Origin of the sequence: Paenibacillus sp. PastF-3, assembly GCF_029893135.1 — a bacterium.
GTDB lineage: Bacteria > Bacillota > Bacilli > Paenibacillales > Paenibacillaceae > Paenibacillus_AQ > Paenibacillus_AQ nitricinens.
This window is the reverse complement of the sequence record NZ_JARXWM010000001.1, coordinates 107,969-126,135: the sequence shown is the minus strand read 5'-3', so window position 1 is coordinate 126,135 and position 18,167 is coordinate 107,969. Positions and strand designations below refer to the sequence as shown.

Below are 18,167 nucleotides of genomic sequence, written 5' to 3'. Positions count from 1 at the left end.
TTATTCCGAAAAATCAGCTAGCTTCAACATGACTGGGCAATGATCACTACCCATGATCTGACAATCAATTTGAGCATCCATTACATTAGGTGCAAGTCTGGAAGAAGCTAAGAAATAATCAATTCGCCAGCCCACATTCCGCTCTCTCACCTTCGGCATATAAGACCACCATGAATACACTCCCTCCAGCTCCGGGTGAAGATATCTGAATGTATCTATGAAGCCCGACTCTAACAGTGTGCTCATTTTCCCTCTCTCTTCATCCGTAAAACCGGAGTTCCCACGGTTAGCCTTTGCATTCTTGATATCAATATCTTCATGGGCAACGTTTAGGTCTCCACAGACAACAACTGGTTTATGCTTGTCCAGCTCTAAGAGATAATTACGGAAACGGTCCTCCCATTCCATTCTATACTCCAATCGGGACAGATCTCGTTTGGCATTAGGTGTATAGACATTGACCATATAGAAATGTTCGAACTCTAATGTAATGATCCGCCCTTCTTCTTCTTCATCTTCTTCCATCCCATATCTCGCAGAGATTGGCTTGATTTTGGTGAATATTGCCGTACCGGAATATCCCTTTTTCACTGCGTAATTCCAGTATTGTTCGTATTCTTCACCATGCTCCAGTGTAATTTGCCCTTCTTGAAGCTTAGTCTCTTGAACACAGAAGATATCAGCATCTACTTCTTTGAAATAGTCATTAAACCCTTTTTTAACACATGCCCGAAGGCCATTAACATTCCATGATACCAGCTTTATCATCGGCTTTTCTCCTTGCATTTTGCTATAATTATTCTCAGTTTATCATAGTTTTATATCCTAATCATTCAACATCCATGATACAATAACAAAATTGACTCTATCTAAATATTATTTAATACGTGAGGTAAAGAAACTTATGAATGCACCAACACTATTACGAGGGTTTAACTTTTTGTATTTTGCGTTGCTGGCTATGTTCATTCCTTTTCTGCCAGTCTATCTAGGGGAGCAAGGTCTTAATCCGGCGCAAATTGGATTCATTATTGGTACTGGAGGGTTTGTTACTATTATTGCTCAACCCTTATGGGGGATGATCAGTGACAAAACAAGAACGATCCGCAAAGTGCTGTTAATTCTGTTGTTATGTTCTGCGGTGACCGGATACTTTTTATTCGATTCAAGCAGCTACGTGCGACTTATTCTTTTTGCGATGCTGCTCTATTTCTTCTTAATGCCTATCGATCCGCTAGCTGAGAGCCTAAATTTCCGTATCTCTGAAGCAGCTGGAATTAGCTATGGTTCAATACGTACATACGGAGCGTTGGGGTACGGTGTTATGGCCCTACTCACAGGTTATGTGATGAGTTATTTCGGTTCACAAGGGATGGCCTTGCTGTTCGTCGCGATTAGTCTTATAAGCTTTGTGGTCAGCTGGTTCATGCCAGATGCTCCGGTGACCGGTAAACCGGTCACACTAGATAGCCTGAAGCATTTTCTTAGTAACAAAGAAACACTGCTATTCCTAGTACTCATCTTTATTAGCTCCGTTCCCGCACGAATGAACGATACCTTCCTTGGGGTTTATATTCGCGAGCTTGGTGGCAGTCCTGAATTAGTTGGTCAATCGTTCTTTATCGCCGCAATGAGTGAAATTATTGTGTTTGCCTTAAGCTTTTGGTGGCTTCGCAAAGGAAAAGAGTTAATCATTATTTCAATTTCTGGAGCCTTTTATTTTCTTCGGTTCTTTATTTCGGCCTGGATTTCTGATCCGCATTTATTAGCTTATCTACAGATTCTACAAATCCTTACCTTCCCGGTATTCTACTCCGCAGCTATTCAGTATCTATATAGTATTGTGCCTGTGGAATGGCGTGCTACGGGTCAAACTGTGTTGGCGCTACTGTTCTTCGGTGTATCAGGTATTCTCGCTTCTTATGCTGGTGGAGCATTATATGAAGCCTTTGGCGGTAAGGTCCTTTACTTAACAATTTCCGTGATGTCATTTATCGGTATGCTGTTCGGATTGATATTGTACAGAATCTATGGAAGTAAACACGCCAATAAAAAGAATATAGCCACTCATTAATCTTTCGACAATTAAACGGGTATGTCCCATAGCCATGTAGACGGCTGACGGACATGCCCGTTTTCTATGAATAAGTATCGTAGTGTCCGTGAAATCAATCTCCTTGTCCCCTATCAAAAAGTGCTAATTCCCCGTGTCATTCGCTCTCCCATCAATAGATTTATCGCATAGTATATCCTATCAAAAGAAAAGGAGGTCGTTACTATGGCCATCGTATTACCGCAACAATTTTTTAATTTAGTACCTATCGTTGGCAAATCTTATTACGAAAATCTGGCAGGTGGGATTAATGCCGCAGTTACAGTAAATAATAACTCGGGCTTCCCTGTAGAGCTAGTGCTAACTCGCGTGAATGCTCCAGTTATCACTTACACGATTCCAGCATTTAATAGCCTTACACTGCAAGTTCATGCACTGTTGGTTGCAGCACTCTTAAGCACTGCTGCAGGTACTACATTTGGATTTATTGAAATCTCAACATCAGATTTCTAATAGATTCATTTCATAATGCTCTCTAATGCATCTCTAGCTGATAGTTCAGCTAGAGATGCTTTTCTATGAACTTCTACCTAAGTCATTCATTCTTTATGTTGCTCCATAAGCTGCTTCAGTTTGATTTCAGTATTTGAATCTGCGGCAGGCGTATAAATACTACAACGTAAATCTGTGCTGCCTTGAACCTGTAGTGAGGTTAAATGAAATAACATTTTCCCTGCTTTGGCATGTCTGAATTCCAATAGCACATCTGGAGCAGAGCTAACACGACTTTGTTCCCATATTTCATTAAACGCTGGATGCAGTCCCTTTAATTCCTCAATAAATTCATCGTACCAACGATCCTCTACATATTGTCCGTAATACGCTCTAAAGATGGATAGATATCCACTTACGAATTGTTCCCAATTTACGGCTAAACGTCTGAATTCCTTGCGAACAAATAGCAAACGAATCATATTTCTCTCCTCGATGGGCAGTTTGGAGAAATCTAGAAACACATGTGCTGCAGCCTCATTCCAACCTACAATCCCGCAACGTCGGTCTGAAATAATCGTAGGACAAGTCTTAAGCTCCTGTAAAATTTTCTGCAAAGAAGGACTAATTATTGAGGATTCCTCTTGCTGAAATAGACCATTCCCTGTTCCAGTCTCTAGTGCTAGTGCAAAAAGATACTTCCGCTCATCACTAGTTAACTTTAAGGCAGTTGCAATACAGTCCAGAACAGACGAAGATACTTTAATATCCCTGCCCTGTTCTAGCCACGTATACCAGGTGCTGCTTACCCCTGCTAGCTGTGCAACTTCTTCCCTGCGAAGTCCAGGTGTTCTCCTGCGAGTGCCTTCTGGCAGTCCAACAGAGCCGGGTGAGATCGCAGCACGGCGTGCTTTTAAGAAATCTGATAATGCCTGCAATCTCGTCTGATTAGCCATACGCTTCCTCTCCTCTCTGTTACATTCTTTAGTATAGTACAAATTATACTAGGATAAACGCTAACTTGTAATAGGATAAAATAAGTGGAAAAATACCTATATACACTTCTTGAGGAGGTTCACTATGGAACGCGTAGTTATTACAGGTATGGGTCTAATCTCACCCCTTGGAAATACAATAGAGAAATTTTGGGATCGTCTAGTTTCTGGTGAGTCGGGTATTTCCCCAATCACTTCATTTGATACCTCTAACTTTAAGACAAAGATTGCGGGAATCGTGCATGATTTCGATGCGGAGGCCAGATTTGGCCGTAAAGAAGCACGCAGAATGGATAGATTTAGTCAGTTCGCCCTCGCAGCCGCTGAAGATGCCTGGACACATTCCGGTCTACAGCTTGATAAGATTGACAAGGAACGTCTCGGAGTTTATGTAGGATCCGGTGTTGGTGGAATTCAGACCTTGATGGAGCAAGGGAGTGTCCTAAAGGGGCGTGGACCAGATCGGGTCAGCCCTACTTTAATTCCCATGATGATCTCCAATATGGCTGCGGCGATGATCAGCATTAAATTAGGAGCCTTGGGTCCTACAATGTCTCCAGTAACTGCCTGCTCTATTGGAAATACGGCAATCGGCGAAGCCTTCCGGTTGATCCGTTATGGAGGTGCCGACATCGTAATTGCTGGTGGATCAGAAGCAGCTATTACCGAAATCTCTTTAGCCAGTTTCGGCAATGCCACCTCCTTATCCACTCGAAATGAGGAGCCGATTAAGGCGAGTCGGCCTTTTGACGGGGAACGTGACGGATTTGTTATCGGTGAAGGTGGCGGAATAGTTATTCTGGAGTCACTTTCTCATGCGCAGCGTAGAAACGCCAAGATTCACGGAGAGGTTATCGGTTATGGTGCCAGCTCTGATGCCTATCATATGGTCGCCACCCATCCAGAAGGAATTGGTGCTTATCAAGCGATGAAGCTGGCCCTGAATGAAGCTAATCTCCAGCCCAAAGACGTGGATGTAATTAGTGCTCATGCCACGAGTACAGTTGTAGGTGACCGCTCTGAGACCCTTGCGATAAAGAAGTTATTCGGTGATGAGGCCTACCAGATTCCCGTAACCGCTAATAAGTCCATGACTGGACATGCCTTAGGGGCGGCCGGTGGCCTAGAAGCCATTGCCCTAATTAAGAGCATTCAAGAAGGCATCATCCCCCCTACCATTAATCAGGAGGTCAAAGATTCCATCTGTGATCTGGATTATGTCCCGAACATTGCGCGAAAATCTGATCTTACTATAGGCATGTCTAACTCCTTTGGTTTCGGTGGGCATAATGCTGTCATTGTGATTCGAAAGTTTGAAGACTGACCATTCATCCATAAAACGGGGTTCCAGCTTAGTCATTCTCAGGACTAAGCTGGAACCCCGTTTTCTACTGCAAATTTAAAAAAGATCTATTATTCCATCGTTGATACATGGCTCCCCCAGATAGAGATACCTTCCTTGGAAACCGCAGTAAACGTCATAACGTTACTAGCTGTTGCTTCATTCCACTCTTTCAGGAACACTCCATTATAAGTAGAACCGTCAATGGTAAGCTCAGCAGTATGATCATCAATAAGCTTCCATTTTCCTTTTACTGCTCCTTTAATCTTACCGCTTTTAGTTAATTCAATCAGCTCCGACTGCACGATATCAGCCGTAATGTCTTTGTTATGGTTAACATATTTATATTCGCCTGAAATTTGCTCTTTTGTGTATTTCTCAATGGTCTCTCCGCCATAACGGTGTGGGGCTACAACTGGCCAGCCCTCACTGTTCATAAACATCTGATGAACTCTTACCTCATGCTTTTCTCCACGATTCGGGAAGCGTGTATGAAAGATCAGATAATACTTGCCATTCTCTTTATCATAAAACGCTGAGTTATGACCTGGTGAAACATATCCTTCTCCACTCACTGGCAGCTCGTCATCCGTATTTAGGAATTCGAAATTCCCCATTAGCTTCACTCCGTAAGGAGCATATGCTGGATCATCGAACAATACCGTAGGAGATCCTTGTGCATTAATCATATCCTGACCCTCAGAATCTTCGAAAGGTCCATCGGGCGCCTTTGAACGAGCTACACGGATGTTATATCCACCGTCTGCAGCCAGACCACCGTAGGATAGGAACAGATAGTAGTAATCCGTTTCCGGACTGTATAGCATATATGGAGCTTCTATCCGAGCATGATTCGCACCCAGGAGCTTTTTGCCATAACCTTGATCTGGTAGCGGGAAGCCTGTATTAGCATCTAGTTCCATAATAAAAATACCACCGGAGTACGAGCCATAGACCATCCACAGCTTCCCTTCTTTATCAAAGAACACGTCCGGATCAACTACATTCGGCTTTTGAGTGGCATCATATATTTCTCCATCATCACCCTTACCCATCATACCTGACTTCAGAATGACGCCCTTATTCTTAAAAGGTCCCTCAATATTGTCCGACACAGCTATGCCGAGTGCAGACAACGGGGAATCCCCTTTACAAGCATTATAATACATATAGTATTTGCCATCCGCCAATTGGATAACATCAGGCGCCCATAAGGTATCCGTCTGTGCCCATTTTAATGCTTCCGCAAACTCCTCTTTGACATTAGGAATGAGTACGTTTCCTCCTACCACCCCTGAGGACAGCTGAGTCCAAGACATCAGATCATTTGATTTAGCAGATGCTAAATGAGAACCGAATACATAGTATTTATTATCTGCCATAATAATCGACGGATCATGTACAGATACATTTTTGAAGATTGGCTGCGCAGAGTCAGCTGCGTTATTTGTGTCGATGGAACTGGCTGATTTGTCATTGCACGCGGTTACTGCTAATAATGAAACACTGATCATTGTAGTTATAATTGCTTTTCTCATCGTTATACCCCCTATGTATGCCTTTTCATTTTGAAACGAAAACGAACAATAGTCAATCCTTTTATTTAATTAAGTTCGTATTAATTCATGTTTATTTAAATAATAGTGAACATTCATGCACAAAAAAAACGCCAAGCCATCGAAATGACCTGACGTTTCCTTTTATATTTTTCGAAGAATAATCTGTTTAATTAGCGCCTTCTTGTACCAAAACCGGCTCTGGATAAGCGTTCTTAAGCACACGTTGTCTATTCTTAACAACTGCCGGCGGTTCCACCTTAGGAGCCATCGGATGCATTAGCCAAGACTTCACCATATGGGTATCCGAAACCTTATACATTGGAGGCTCTTTCTCCATATCGATTTGCATAGCGTAAGTGCTACGTAGTGCAAAAGCATCGCCCTTAGGCGGTTTGATCAAATCTGGAGGCGTACCAGGAATTGCTGTTAGCAAAGAACCTTTGCTCTCTAGACTTGGCATGGAAGCTAACAAGCCCCAAGTATATGGGTGTCTTGGATCGTAGAAGATCTCTTCCGCTGTTCCCATTTCAACAATTTGTCCGGCATACATTACAGCTACACGATCTGCCATTCTTGCTACAACCCCGAGATCATGGGTGATAAAAATAATAGCCGTATCAATCTTCTTCTGCAATTCCTTCATCAAATCAAGGATTTGTGCTTGGATGGTTACGTCGAGCGCAGTAGTCGGCTCATCCGCAATCAGAAGTTTAGGGTTCGCAGCAAGTGCCATTGCAATAACAACACGTTGACGCATACCACCACTGAATTCATGTGGATATTGATTGAAGCGACGTTCTGGAGAAGGAATACCTACAAGATTGAGAAGCTCAATCCCACGTTTATTCGCATCAGCCTTGGAGATGTTCTCATGTTTAAGCAGCACTTCAGTAATTTGTCTGCCGACCTTCATCATTGGGTTCAGAGAGGTCATCGGATCTTGGAAGATCATACCGATCTCTTTACCGCGGATTTTCTGCATCTGCTTCTCTGTCTTGCCAATCAAATCTTGTCCATCGAACAGAATCTGTCCGCGTTTATATTCTCCTGGTGGTGTAGGAACTAGCTTCATAACCGCTTGTGAGGTTACACTTTTACCGGAACCTGACTCCCCAACAATCGCTAGAGTTTCACCTTTATCTACATGGAAGCTAACACCACGGATCGCTTGTACCTCTCCGCCATGTGTTTTGAATGATATCGCTAAGTCTTTTACCTCTAAAAGGCGCTCCATCTTGTCACCCTCTCATTTCCTCGTCAATTATGATAATGATTCTCAGCATGTTGTAAGCAATAAGTATTATTTTATCTAGTTTTAAGGGTTCTAGTCAAGATTTTTCTAAAAAAAATACGGCGAACCTCACACTTTAGTACTAGATCTAATTATTGCGTGCTCAATAGGTGTGATAGTTCCACTTTAAAATACGCAAATCAGAGAATAAGGAAGAACTACTAGGTACTGCTAAATATAATAAATGGTATGGAAGGAATACTGCCATGATTCTAAAGCCCACTATCAAAATATACACGAATAATACAACCAAAGCAAAAGTTACATGGTTATGTGATCAGTAAGTAATGCTTATTATGCATAAATGATCATGAACAAACGTAGTATCGACAGCGGCTATAGCAAACTTACAGTATCCATATGTACACTCAGCCGTTCAAATATAAGAATTCTCCCCTACTGTTGCTCAGCCTCCCTATCTTTCATATTGTAGTTGTGTCAAAAATATGTTAATTCATGAACCGCTTCCAGCCCTCAAGCAGATTATCATGCGCCCACTTCAGGTGGCCCTGGCTATCGTACTTACGCGAATAACACTCGATGAAGTAAATTAAGTCGATATATAAGTCGTAGAGTTTTTTACGGGCACATTCATTTGGACTGTCGAAGCTATCTCCGTAACCTCTGCAGAAATGCTCTGAATTCTCAATATAGCGAAAATAATATTCCATAAGGGGATCGCCCCAAAGTGCCCGTTCCCAATCAATCAATGCAACAATGCGCCCCTCTCGCACAAACACATTGCCATCCCATAAATCCCAATGTATTAGACGAGGCTTAACGACTGCGTCCATAACATGTAAGCGACTTTTGATCTCTGCCTCAACAGATTCTAACGGAATGGGCATTTCTACCTTTAAACGACGTGCATCTTCAAGCAGGTTCATTATCAAATGCTTAAAAGTTTCCCGCCATGAAGTTCCTTTTACGGGTGTGGACGCACTAAATAATCCGAAACGCTCACCAGGAATTTCATTAATTAAACGGGAATAACGACCTAACTCTTCCTCAATACTCATTCTCTGCTGCGAACTTAGCTCTTCCTTAATTTCATTATAAGGCTGGCCAACTATTTTCTCCATGAAAAAAAACTCACTTGAAATCATTTCTTTACTGTTATCATAAGCGTATACCCGTGGCACAGGTACTGTCCCATTTGACTTCATCAGTCGCATCGCCGCAACCTCTACAGACATAATATCATGCTCGTAACTAAGGGTGTCTGCTTCAGCTGACGGTGCTATCTTAAGAATCATGTCTCTTCCATCTGATAATAAAAGGTCATATGCTGCGTTAAAGTAGCCCCCTGTCAGTTCAGTACTTCGCTGAATGCTCACATGACTTCCAAAAGTAGCACCTACCAAATCACTCTGTTGCTCTGTCGTTAATTTTGTTTTAGTAAAGCTCTCCAAGATCTCACCACCATAATGAAATAAGTATCAAATAATAAACAACCCTTCTCCATTTGATTGAAAATTGTTAAAATTAGAACAAACGAGTCTCATTAGCCCGCTTTTCATGAAAGAGAGGAAACGATTAACATGATTATTAAACCTAGAACACGCGGCTTTATTTGTACTACCGCACATCCGCAAGGTTGCGCTCGTCAAGTAGAGCGGCAAATCGAATATATCCAGACACAACCCGAAATCAAAGGACCACGCAAGGTGCTTGTCATTGGCGCCTCAACAGGATATGGCCTCGCCTCACGGATTACAGCCGCCTTTGGGGCTGGAGCCAGTACAGTAGGCGTCTACCGCCAGAGCAGCAGCAACGGAGCCCGTACAGCCTCTGCTGGGTGGTACAATTCAGCAGCCTTTGAGGAACTTGCAGAGAAAGCTGGACTTCAATCCTACAGCGTAACCGGTGATGCCTTCTCCAAAGAAACTAAGGATAGAACTATACAGCTGATTCGCAGTGAATTGGGACAAGTTGATCTAGTCATCTACAGCGTTGCTTCTGCCCGTCGAACAGATCCTGTGACGGGTGAAGTTTATAACTCCGTAATTAAACCTATAGGCGATACCTACACGAATAAAACCGTAAACTTTCATACGGGTGAAGTCAGTCAAATTTCTATTGAGCCCGCTACAGACAAAGAAATCAATGATACTATTCGAGTGATGGGTGGTGACGATTGGCAGCTTTGGATGGAAGCACTTCATCAAGCCGGAGCTTTGGCCGATCATGCTACCACCATCGCATTCTCATATATCGGGCCGGAGATCACCCAGTCTGTATATCGGAAGGGAACGATTGGACGTGCAAAAGATCATCTAGAATTAACAGCACACACTCTTAACACTCAACTATCAAGTATAAACGGTCGGGCCTATGTAGCAGTTACGAAAGGACTGGTCACACAGTCTAGCTCAGCAATTCCTGTCGTCCCCCTATACACTTCTGCGCTATACAAAGTCATGAAAGAGAAAGAACTTCATGAAGGTTGTATTGAACAAACCTATCGGTTGTTTGCAGAACGTCTTTATGCGATGGAAGGGACTCCTGTGGATGAAGAAGGGCGTATCCGAATCGATGACTGGGAGATGTCCCCGGATGTACAGAATCAAGTGGCTCAAATCTGGGAAGAACTCACGACAAACAATATCTACGAATTGACAGATCTAGAAAGCTACAAACAAGAGTTCTTCCAGTTATTTGGATTTGAGACCGAGGGTGTAGATTATGAAGCTGAGACTGATCCAGACGTAGCGCTTATCAATCAGCGGTAAACAACAATACATTATGTTGGTAACTATTTTCTAGCAGAGGTTAGTGGTTGCTCAAGTGCATACAATTCTTCTTCAATGGAAATCATCTTTTGCTCAATCACTTTACGGGCATCTGCCAGTGCCTGATTATAAATATGAGGTGAGAGTTCTTTGAGCATAAAATCAAGAAGATTCTCACTTGCTAATTGGCCAATTTCGCTAGATAGCTCCGTTTCAAAATAATCCTGAATACTGGATGTAACTTGTAGTTTGTGTTCTCTCTGTATTTTTATCGGCTGCATGATCGTCCTCCAATTTGTATGGGTTAAATATCGGATTATTAATACAGGAAAAATGACGTGCTTACGCACGTCATTTTTTATATTCTATGCCCTTAATCTAAACCCACCACATTTCTGCTAGTGGCTCCTCAATTAATACTTGTTGAAGATTACTTACCGCTTTGGAGAAGCCTTCTTCCACAGACATCAATCCATCTTCATGCTCAATACTGACCACATAATCGTATCCTACCAAACGAAGAGCGCTCATAATATCAGCCCAAGTCTTAAGATCATGTCCAAAACCAACCGAACGGAACTGCCATGCACGGTCAAGCATTTTGGTATAGGATTGCATATCTGTTAAGCCATGCATATTAACATTGACTGGATCAATAACTGTATCTTTGGCGTGAAAATGATGGATTGCGCCTTGGCGTCCCAATATATGAATCGCCTGCACCGGATCAATTCCTTGCCACCACATATGGCTCGGATCAAGGTTTGCTCCGATTACCTCACCCGCAGCTTCTCTCAAACGCAGTAAAGTACCCGGTGTGTGAACAGAGAATCCGCCGTGCAGCTCAAGACCAACCTTCACATCATGCTCTGCGGCAAAGGCTCCCCATTCAGTCCAGTAAGGGATCACTTTATTCTCCCATTGCCAATCCAGAATTTCTTGATAATCATTTGGCCATGGAGCTACCGGCCAGTTCGGATACTTGGCACCCTCATGATCACCTGGACAACCAGAAAACGTATTAACGACTGGAACACCTAGCTTCTGCGCCAATTTGACCGAGTTCACAAAATCCTCATGATCCTTCTGGGCAAGCTCTTTTTGTGGGTGTAGGGGATTTCCGTGACAGCTCAGTGCACTGATCGTTAATCCACGGGATTCCACAGCATGTTTGAATTTTCTCAATGCTGCCTCATTCTCGAGAAGCATCTTAGGATCACAATGACTGTTACCAGGATTGCCTCCTGTACCAATCTCTACCGCCTTTAGACCTTTGGACGCTACATAATCAAGAGCATCCTCCAGCTTGCGACCCCCAAACAAGACCATAAATACTCCAAGTTTCATTGTAAGTCACCTCTTTTGCAAATAGTTTACTTACCTTCACCATACATATCGAAGTCTTTGAGCACTTGATTCTTCTCAGCAGATTCAAAAATAGCCTCAATCAAATTCTGAACACGCATGACTTCAGCATTCTTAACAATGGGTTCAGCTGTCCCCTCAATTACGGCTGCGAAATTGTCATAGAAGCTAGAACCTAGCTCCGCAGGTTGAGGTAAAGCTTCTGTAATCGTAGCCCCTTCCGAAGGAGGCGCCATCGTTTTAGTTAATCCGACACCTGCACGGATAGGCTTAGGCTCGATCTTTTCGCCTTCATTGTTTCTGGTTACTAAACGTCCAGTTAAAGACCAATCTTCGATAATACCCGTTCCTTCAATACCCTTCACATACCATCTAGGCAGCGTAATAAAGTTAGTTGTCCCAACCTCAACGATAGCTTTTATTCCATTCTCAAATTGCAGGATGGCTTCAAAGCCATCATCTACATCATTGCCTAGAATAAAGCTCAGACTGCTGCTCACACTGATGACTTTGCTATCGATCATAAATAAGAGCTGATCTAATAAATGAACGCCCCAATCCAGCAGCATTCCTCCACCTTGTGCCTTGACATGGCGCCAGTCTCCTGGAATACCATTCGCTCCGTGTACGCGAGATTCAAGCTGGAACAATGAACCAATGGTCTCTTGATCATACATTTTTTTGATCGTTAAGAAATCCTCATCCCACCGTCTGTTCTGATGTACCATGAACACACGTCCTGCTGCATCTGCAGCGGCCAGCATTTCTTGAAGCTCTACCTTCGACATAGCGACCGGCTTCTCACAAATAACATGTTTGCCAGCTTGTAGCGCACGTACAGCGATTACTTTGTGTACATCGTTTGGTGTCGCAATAAGAACAATCTCAACTGCAGGATCTGCTAATACTTCTTCATAACTTTCATATACCTTGTAACCAGCATTGATGGAGTCCGCACGACGTGCTTCAAGCAAGTCGTATGTCCCTACCACTTCAAGGGAGTTAGTCTCCTTAATTAATTTCGCGTGATAACTTCCCATTCCACCAAAGCCAACGATGACTACGGAATGTATCTTTGAGCTCATGACTTCCACTCCTACTTCCCTATTAATTATCTGATGTGCCGTCAAAATACACAGCGCGACCTGTACGTGAAGATTCATAAATAGCTTCCAAGATTTGAGTAACAACGAGGGCCTGCTCAGGTTTAACTACAGGTTCCTTGTCTTCTCTAACCGCCTCAAGCCACAAGCGAGCTTCACGATCAGATTCATTTTCCTGTCCTCCATCAAAGAACGCTACTCCACCAGCAGACAAGTCTACTTTGGTCTCATACAGACGTCCACCACGGTCACCGTTTAGGCGCAGACCATCCTTCATATCTGCACCACCTTCTGTACCTGCAAGAAGCGTCTGAGCTTCTCGATACTCAGATACATTTAGTGCCCAGCTAGATTCAAGTACAATTGTAGCACCATTTTCCATGGTAATAAATCCAAAAGCTGAATCTTCTACCTTAAATTGCTCAGGATCCCAAGGACCAAAGGCATTTCCAGCGTTCTTTCGGTTACTCAGTTTATGGAAAGACGAGCCCATAACACTGCGTGGTTTATAATTATCCATCATCCATAAAGTAAGATCAAGTGCATGCGTACCGATATCGATCAGTGGGCCGCCGCCTTGCTTTTCTTCATCCAGGAACACCCCCCAAGTAGGAACCGCACGACGACGAAGGGCAATTGCTTTTGCATAATAGATTTCACCTAGTTCGCCGTTTTCGCAGAGTGCTTTAAGGTATTCACTATCCGAACGATAACGGTTCTGGTAAGCGACAGACAACTTCATCCCCGTACGCTTCGCAGCATCCAACATTTCTTGTGCTTGGGCAGTGGTTTTAGCCATTGGTTTCTCGCACATTACATGGTTACCTGCTTCCAATGCAGCGATAGTAATCACGGAGTGACTGTCATTTGGTGTACATACATGAACAATATCAAATCCGCCAGCTTTCAAAAGCTCAGTGTAATCTGTATAAACAGCAGCGCCTTCAGCGCCATAAGTCTGAGCGGCTTTCTGTGCACGTTCTTCAACGATATCGCAGAAAGCTACCATTTCAGCATCCTTCTGACGTGACAAACTTGGCATATGTTTTCCATTTGCGATACCACCGCAACCTACAATAGCAATTCTCAACTTATTAGACATTAACTTTTCCTCCTTGATTTGCGTATGCTTTTACCCATTTCAAACTATCTTCTACACTTTCTAATGGTGAACGACTGCAGAAATCCTGCTCTACTACCGCCCACTCCACATTCGCCTGTACAGCTGCATTTAAAATTGCAGTAAGGTTCACTTCACCTTCACCTAGTACTACAGTTTCTGGAGAGCCGTCTTCATTTTTCTTCAAATCCTTCAGATGGATGATCGGCAGTCGACCTGCGTATTTATTGATATATTCAACTGGATCATAGCCTGCATGATGTACCCAGCAAGTATCCATTTCCACTTGCAACAGGTCAGCCGGCACCTCTTCAAACAATCCATCAAAAGCAGTACGGTCACTATCACCATATTTATCAGTTAACTCGAAATCATGATTGTGATACAGAAGAACTGCTCCGCCCGCTTTACACTTTTCTCCAATAACCTTCAGATTCGCGGCAACCTCTTCATAGTTACGTTGTTCTTCTGACAAATAAGGAACAATCAAATTTGGATTTCCAATCTCAAGATTGTAAGAGATCTCTGCTTCTGTATCATTCAACAATGCGTCATATGGACGATGTGCGCCGAGCGCGACCAGTCCAAGCTCATTTAGCAATTGTTTAACTTCTGCTGCGGTGCGGCCGAAATAGTGGAAAAACTCTACGCCTTTATATCCAAGGGCTGCTACCTTACGCAGTGTCCCTTCAAAATCCTGTTCCAGTTCTTCTCTAAGCGTGTACAATTGCAGACCTATCTTCAGCATTTTCTAATCACTCCAATGGGTTTAGGGTTAGCTTACTAATTCATTTAAACTTCTTTCTGCTGCTCGTCCCCAAAGAGATCAACAGCAGCAATCACTTGAACAATAATGCTGTTGTAGAATTGACTAATCTGATTCCCATTAGTTTCCTTCAACTGCCATTCTTGTTTGCATAGCTAATATCGACTCCGTATAGCGTAGATGGTCGATTTCTTTCTTTATTGCTTAGGTACATAGTAATATGAAAGCGTATATAATAAAATGAATAATATGATTAAAACATGAACAATCTGATTATCATTTCTAGTCATCAAGGAGGACATATGAATCAATCTACTACCTGTCACGTTTTATCCGCTGGATTTTCCTTTCACCGCAAACCTTTCCATATGTCACATAGCCATGGAAATCAGAACTATTTAATTCGTCTGCAAACAGAGGGCCGAAGCCGAGCAATGATCGACGGTGTGATGACACCAGTGGAGAGCGGCGATATCATGCTGTTTGCTCCTAATGATCCTTACTATTTAATTATTGATAAGGAAGAGTATCCTGTAGGTAAGCCGCGCATTGAAAGCGGAGATTATCATATTTTTTGTGAAGGCACTTGGATTGTTGAATGGTGGGAACGTGCTCAGAGACCCTCACTCTTAAGTGTGCCACTGAGTGAGAATTTCCTCGGCTTATTTCGTCAGCTGATTCTTGAGCACAGACGTCTTTCCGATTTCTCACCAGCGATATCTGCCTGTTATTTGCAAATCCTATGTATGGAAATCGACAGACTCATTACAGATCAGCCAGCGATTACGCCTAAAGGCTATCTAGCATACCGAATGAAGCAATATGTTGAGGAGCATGCAACCTTACCTTTTCTGTTGGAGGATGTTGCCGCAAATGTAGATATTTCCGTCTCCCGTGCCGTTCATTTATTTAAGGAGGCCTTTGGGACCAGTATTATCAAATATGTAAATGATGTCCGGCTAGAAATGGCAAGAGAACGAATCACCTTCAGTCCAATGCCGCTGGAGCAAGTAGCAGAAACCTGCGGTTTCGCAAACTATACTTATTTTCACCGTGTATTCCGAAGTCGTTTCGGCATGTCCCCTAGACAATACCGTGTACACAGCAGAACTCAAGTATAACAAGAGATAAGGCGAATCAATAAAAATAGGGCTATCCCTGAAGTAGATAAACTCCTACTAGGATAGCCCTTGCTTCTATATTCAAAGCATAGGCATGTTAATGAGATAATTATTCTTTTTGAGCTGAAATAATCAGGAACATCGGTCTGCGATCCTCGTCCTTCATCCACGGATCATTGCTCATCTCATCAGAAGGCTTAGGCTCTTTAACTGCTTTGATAGCAAACCCGGCTCCAATCAAGTCATTGAAATAGGTTGAGATTGTGCGATGATATTTAATCACATTTTCTGTTAAGAATGTCGTTTCACGCAATCCCTCAGACTGATAATGATCTACAGGCCAATGGAGACGATTGCCTTGGTCATCCACATACCAGTCCTGTTCATTTCGAGAAGTAAAGATGGGATGCTCCACTGAAAATATAAAACTACCGCCTGGCTTAAGATAAGCATGAACCTTGCGACAGATGGCTTCAAAGGACGCTACATAATGCATGGCCAATGAACTAATGACCACATCAAATTGTTCGCTCGCAAATTCAATATCCTCAATCGGCATCTGGATATAAGAAATAGCTGGATCATCTGTTTTTCCACGCGCTTCTTGAAGCATTTTTCCAGAGATATCTACGCCAACGACTGAGCTTGCCTGCTGCTCGCGTGCATATAAACAATGCCAGCCAAACCCGCAGCCTAAATCAAGAACACTTTTATTATGTAAGTCTGGGATCAGAGGTTGTAATACATGCCATTCTCCAGCTGCTTCAAGCCCGCCAATGGAACGAGGCATTTGTTTATAGGCTGAGAAGAAATTCGTATCGTCGTATTTATTTTGTTTCATTAGTTACACATCTCCTATCCTTTATGTATTCAATCAGTATATTCTTAGTGATATATTCATTTCAAATGGCCAAACAAAAAGGAGCATCATCTTGGAAGATCCGCTCCTTGTGTTTGTTCTTATTCAATTGCTGTTGTTTGCTCGGCATTAACCGTACATGCTGTGAAATGGCGCTATAATCCCTATTGGATCTTCGACTTTGAGCTGCGCACCAGATACCTGAGCGCTCTGCCTTTAACAAGGCTTTTTGAGTCTTGGTTCGTGCCATGTGGCACCACTCTCCTATTCATTGATGAACTATCAGACAGCTATAGTTTAACATAATACAGACTATGAGCGCAGCCAGAATTCCGTTACAATGAGATCACTGCTTGTTTTCTAACTTATCTAAATAGATTCGGAGGTTATTAGTGATGAAATACGATGTTTTGTACGAGGGTGCTTTTGCAATGTTGAAGGTATATTTGGACCCCGGCGAAAGTGTTAAAGCTGAGATGGGCGCAATGGTTGCCATGTCTCCTAACGTAGAGTTAAAAGGAACGGCTGATGGAGGCGTGATGCGGGGTCTGGGAAGAATGCTGAGCGGTGAAAAATTCTTCTTCCAGGAACTCAGAGCTATCCGTGGTCAAAGTGAGGTCCTACTGTCTCCAGGATCATTAGGTGATATCCAAGCTATCGAATTAGATGGTTCTTATAAGCTGTTAGTTCAAAAAGACGGATTCTTAGCCGGAACGGAAGGCATTCAAGTAAATACCAAAATGCAAAATTTAACACGCGGACTTTTCTCTGGCGAAGGCTTCTTCATTGTAGAAATCAGCGGCAGAGGAACGGTATTCCTGTCCTCCTTCGGAGCGATCCACGCCATTAATTTAGCACCAGGTGAAGAGATGATTATCGACAATGGACATCTCGTCGCTTGGCCAGATTATATGGACTATAAGGTAGAAAAAGCAGCCTCGGGTTGGTTGAACAGTTTAACCAGTGGTGAAGCGCTTGTCTGCCGATTCCGCGGAGAAGGTGTAATCCTTGTTCAGAGCCGTAACCCTGGGAGCTTCGGAACGTGGATTAAATCCTTCGTACCCACTCGAAGCTAAAAAATGACATAGGCTTTCCCAAAAAGCAGGATTTCTTTCTTTTAACTGTTTAAAACGCAACATAGCGCTTCTCCGGTTTTTAAGAAGCACTGCTTTGCGTGCGAATTAAGGAATATCTCCCTATAACTCAGAAATTTCTGCGCATTTGAATACTAATTAGGGAAACTCTCCCTATAATTCAACTGATTTGTTGTGAAATATAGATTTTCCGCCGATTTATAGGGAGGATTTCCCCATTTCCATTCATATTGGCCAATTATCACTACTTTAGACGGAGTTTTTCCCTAATTACT

Annotated in this window: 18 protein-coding genes; 6 read left to right on the top strand and 12 right to left on the bottom strand. The window is 42.9% G+C overall.

Going from position 1 to position 18,167, the window contains the following annotated elements; all coding sequences use genetic code 11:
• Window positions 1-765, bottom strand: coding sequence for an exodeoxyribonuclease III (locus tag M2444_RS00585; protein WP_094868665.1), 765 nt, complete (start codon window positions 763-765; stop codon window positions 1-3).
• 139 nt (window positions 766-904) lie between these two features.
• Here M2444_RS00585 and M2444_RS00580 point away from each other — a divergent pair, with 139 nt between their 5' ends.
• Window positions 905-2,074: an MFS transporter gene (locus M2444_RS00580; protein ID WP_280785967.1), complete on the top strand. Its 1,170-nt coding sequence runs from the start codon at window positions 905-907 to the stop codon at window positions 2,072-2,074.
• A 204-nt stretch (window positions 2,075-2,278) separates the two neighbouring features.
• Window positions 2,279-2,566: a hypothetical protein gene (locus tag M2444_RS00575; RefSeq protein WP_094877146.1), complete on the top strand. Its 288-nt coding sequence runs from the start codon at window positions 2,279-2,281 to the stop codon at window positions 2,564-2,566.
• A gap of 86 nt (window positions 2,567-2,652) precedes the next feature.
• Here M2444_RS00575 and M2444_RS00570 read toward each other — a convergent pair whose 3' ends face one another.
• Window positions 2,653-3,501 (bottom strand): helix-turn-helix transcriptional regulator, encoded by an 849-nt coding sequence (locus tag M2444_RS00570; protein WP_094868620.1) that lies wholly within the window; start codon window positions 3,499-3,501, stop codon window positions 2,653-2,655.
• Window positions 3,502-3,625: 124 nt separating this feature from the next.
• Between M2444_RS00570 and fabF the strand changes: the two genes are divergently transcribed.
• Complete coding sequence (fabF, locus tag M2444_RS00565; RefSeq protein ID WP_280785966.1) at window positions 3,626-4,864, top strand: beta-ketoacyl-ACP synthase II; 1,239 nt, start codon at window positions 3,626-3,628, stop codon at window positions 4,862-4,864.
• Between the two features lie 89 nt (window positions 4,865-4,953).
• On the opposite strand, the gene abnB is transcribed toward fabF, so the two are convergent.
• The 3 genes from abnB to M2444_RS00550 form a co-directional block, all read right to left on the bottom strand.
• A complete protein-coding gene (gene abnB, locus M2444_RS00560) occupies window positions 4,954-6,420 on the bottom strand; it encodes an arabinan endo-1,5-alpha-L-arabinosidase AbnB (RefSeq protein ID WP_280785965.1) in 1,467 nt (488 codons plus the stop codon).
• Between the two features lie 187 nt (window positions 6,421-6,607).
• Window positions 6,608-7,675 (bottom strand): ABC transporter ATP-binding protein, encoded by a 1,068-nt coding sequence (locus M2444_RS00555; RefSeq protein WP_042187548.1) that lies wholly within the window; start codon window positions 7,673-7,675, stop codon window positions 6,608-6,610.
• A gap of 506 nt (window positions 7,676-8,181) precedes the next feature.
• Entirely contained in the window at window positions 8,182-9,144 is a 963-nt protein-coding gene (locus tag M2444_RS00550; RefSeq protein ID WP_280785964.1) for a phosphotransferase family protein, read from the bottom strand.
• 129 nt (window positions 9,145-9,273) lie between these two features.
• Here M2444_RS00550 and fabV point away from each other — a divergent pair, with 129 nt between their 5' ends.
• The gene (gene fabV, locus M2444_RS00545; protein WP_094868616.1) at window positions 9,274-10,464 is read left to right on the top strand and encodes an enoyl-ACP reductase FabV; all 1,191 of its coding nucleotides are present in this window, start codon (window positions 9,274-9,276) and stop codon (window positions 10,462-10,464) included.
• A gap of 23 nt (window positions 10,465-10,487) precedes the next feature.
• Here the strand turns inward: fabV and M2444_RS00540 are convergent, their stop codons facing one another.
• From M2444_RS00540 to M2444_RS00520, 5 genes are all read right to left on the bottom strand, one after another.
• Window positions 10,488-10,745 (bottom strand): DUF2164 domain-containing protein, encoded by a 258-nt coding sequence (locus M2444_RS00540; protein WP_280785963.1) that lies wholly within the window; start codon window positions 10,743-10,745, stop codon window positions 10,488-10,490.
• A 97-nt stretch (window positions 10,746-10,842) separates the two neighbouring features.
• Window positions 10,843-11,811 carry a sugar phosphate isomerase/epimerase family protein gene (locus M2444_RS00535; protein ID WP_280785962.1) on the bottom strand — a complete coding sequence of 323 codons (969 nt, stop codon included), beginning with the start codon at window positions 11,809-11,811 and terminating at the stop codon, window positions 10,843-10,845.
• Window positions 11,812-11,837: 26 nt separating this feature from the next.
• Window positions 11,838-12,914: a Gfo/Idh/MocA family protein gene (locus M2444_RS00530; RefSeq protein WP_094868613.1), complete on the bottom strand. Its 1,077-nt coding sequence runs from the start codon at window positions 12,912-12,914 to the stop codon at window positions 11,838-11,840.
• 22 nt (window positions 12,915-12,936) lie between these two features.
• Complete coding sequence (locus tag M2444_RS00525) at window positions 12,937-14,034, bottom strand: Gfo/Idh/MocA family protein (protein ID WP_280785961.1); 1,098 nt, start codon at window positions 14,032-14,034, stop codon at window positions 12,937-12,939.
• Window positions 14,027-14,800: a sugar phosphate isomerase/epimerase family protein gene (locus M2444_RS00520; protein ID WP_094877137.1), complete on the bottom strand. Its 774-nt coding sequence runs from the start codon at window positions 14,798-14,800 to the stop codon at window positions 14,027-14,029. Before M2444_RS00520 ends, M2444_RS00525 begins: the two co-directional genes overlap by 8 nt.
• 320 nt (window positions 14,801-15,120) lie before the next feature.
• Here M2444_RS00520 and M2444_RS00515 point away from each other — a divergent pair, with 320 nt between their 5' ends.
• Window positions 15,121-15,939 carry an AraC family transcriptional regulator gene (locus M2444_RS00515; protein ID WP_094868610.1) on the top strand — a complete coding sequence of 273 codons (819 nt, stop codon included), beginning with the start codon at window positions 15,121-15,123 and terminating at the stop codon, window positions 15,937-15,939.
• Between the two features lie 109 nt (window positions 15,940-16,048).
• On the opposite strand, the gene M2444_RS00510 is transcribed toward M2444_RS00515, so the two are convergent.
• Both M2444_RS00510 and M2444_RS00505 read right to left on the bottom strand, forming a co-directional pair.
• Window positions 16,049-16,780 (bottom strand): class I SAM-dependent methyltransferase, encoded by a 732-nt coding sequence (locus M2444_RS00510; RefSeq protein ID WP_094877136.1) that lies wholly within the window; start codon window positions 16,778-16,780, stop codon window positions 16,049-16,051.
• Window positions 16,781-16,841: 61 nt separating this feature from the next.
• Entirely contained in the window at window positions 16,842-17,048 is a 207-nt protein-coding gene (locus tag M2444_RS00505) for a hypothetical protein (RefSeq protein ID WP_094877135.1), read from the bottom strand.
• 145 nt (window positions 17,049-17,193) lie between these two features.
• On the opposite strand from M2444_RS00505, the gene M2444_RS00500 reads away from it, so the two are divergent.
• A complete protein-coding gene (locus tag M2444_RS00500; RefSeq protein WP_042187527.1) occupies window positions 17,194-17,874 on the top strand; it encodes a TIGR00266 family protein in 681 nt (226 codons plus the stop codon).
• Window positions 17,875-18,167: the final 293 nt, after the last annotated feature.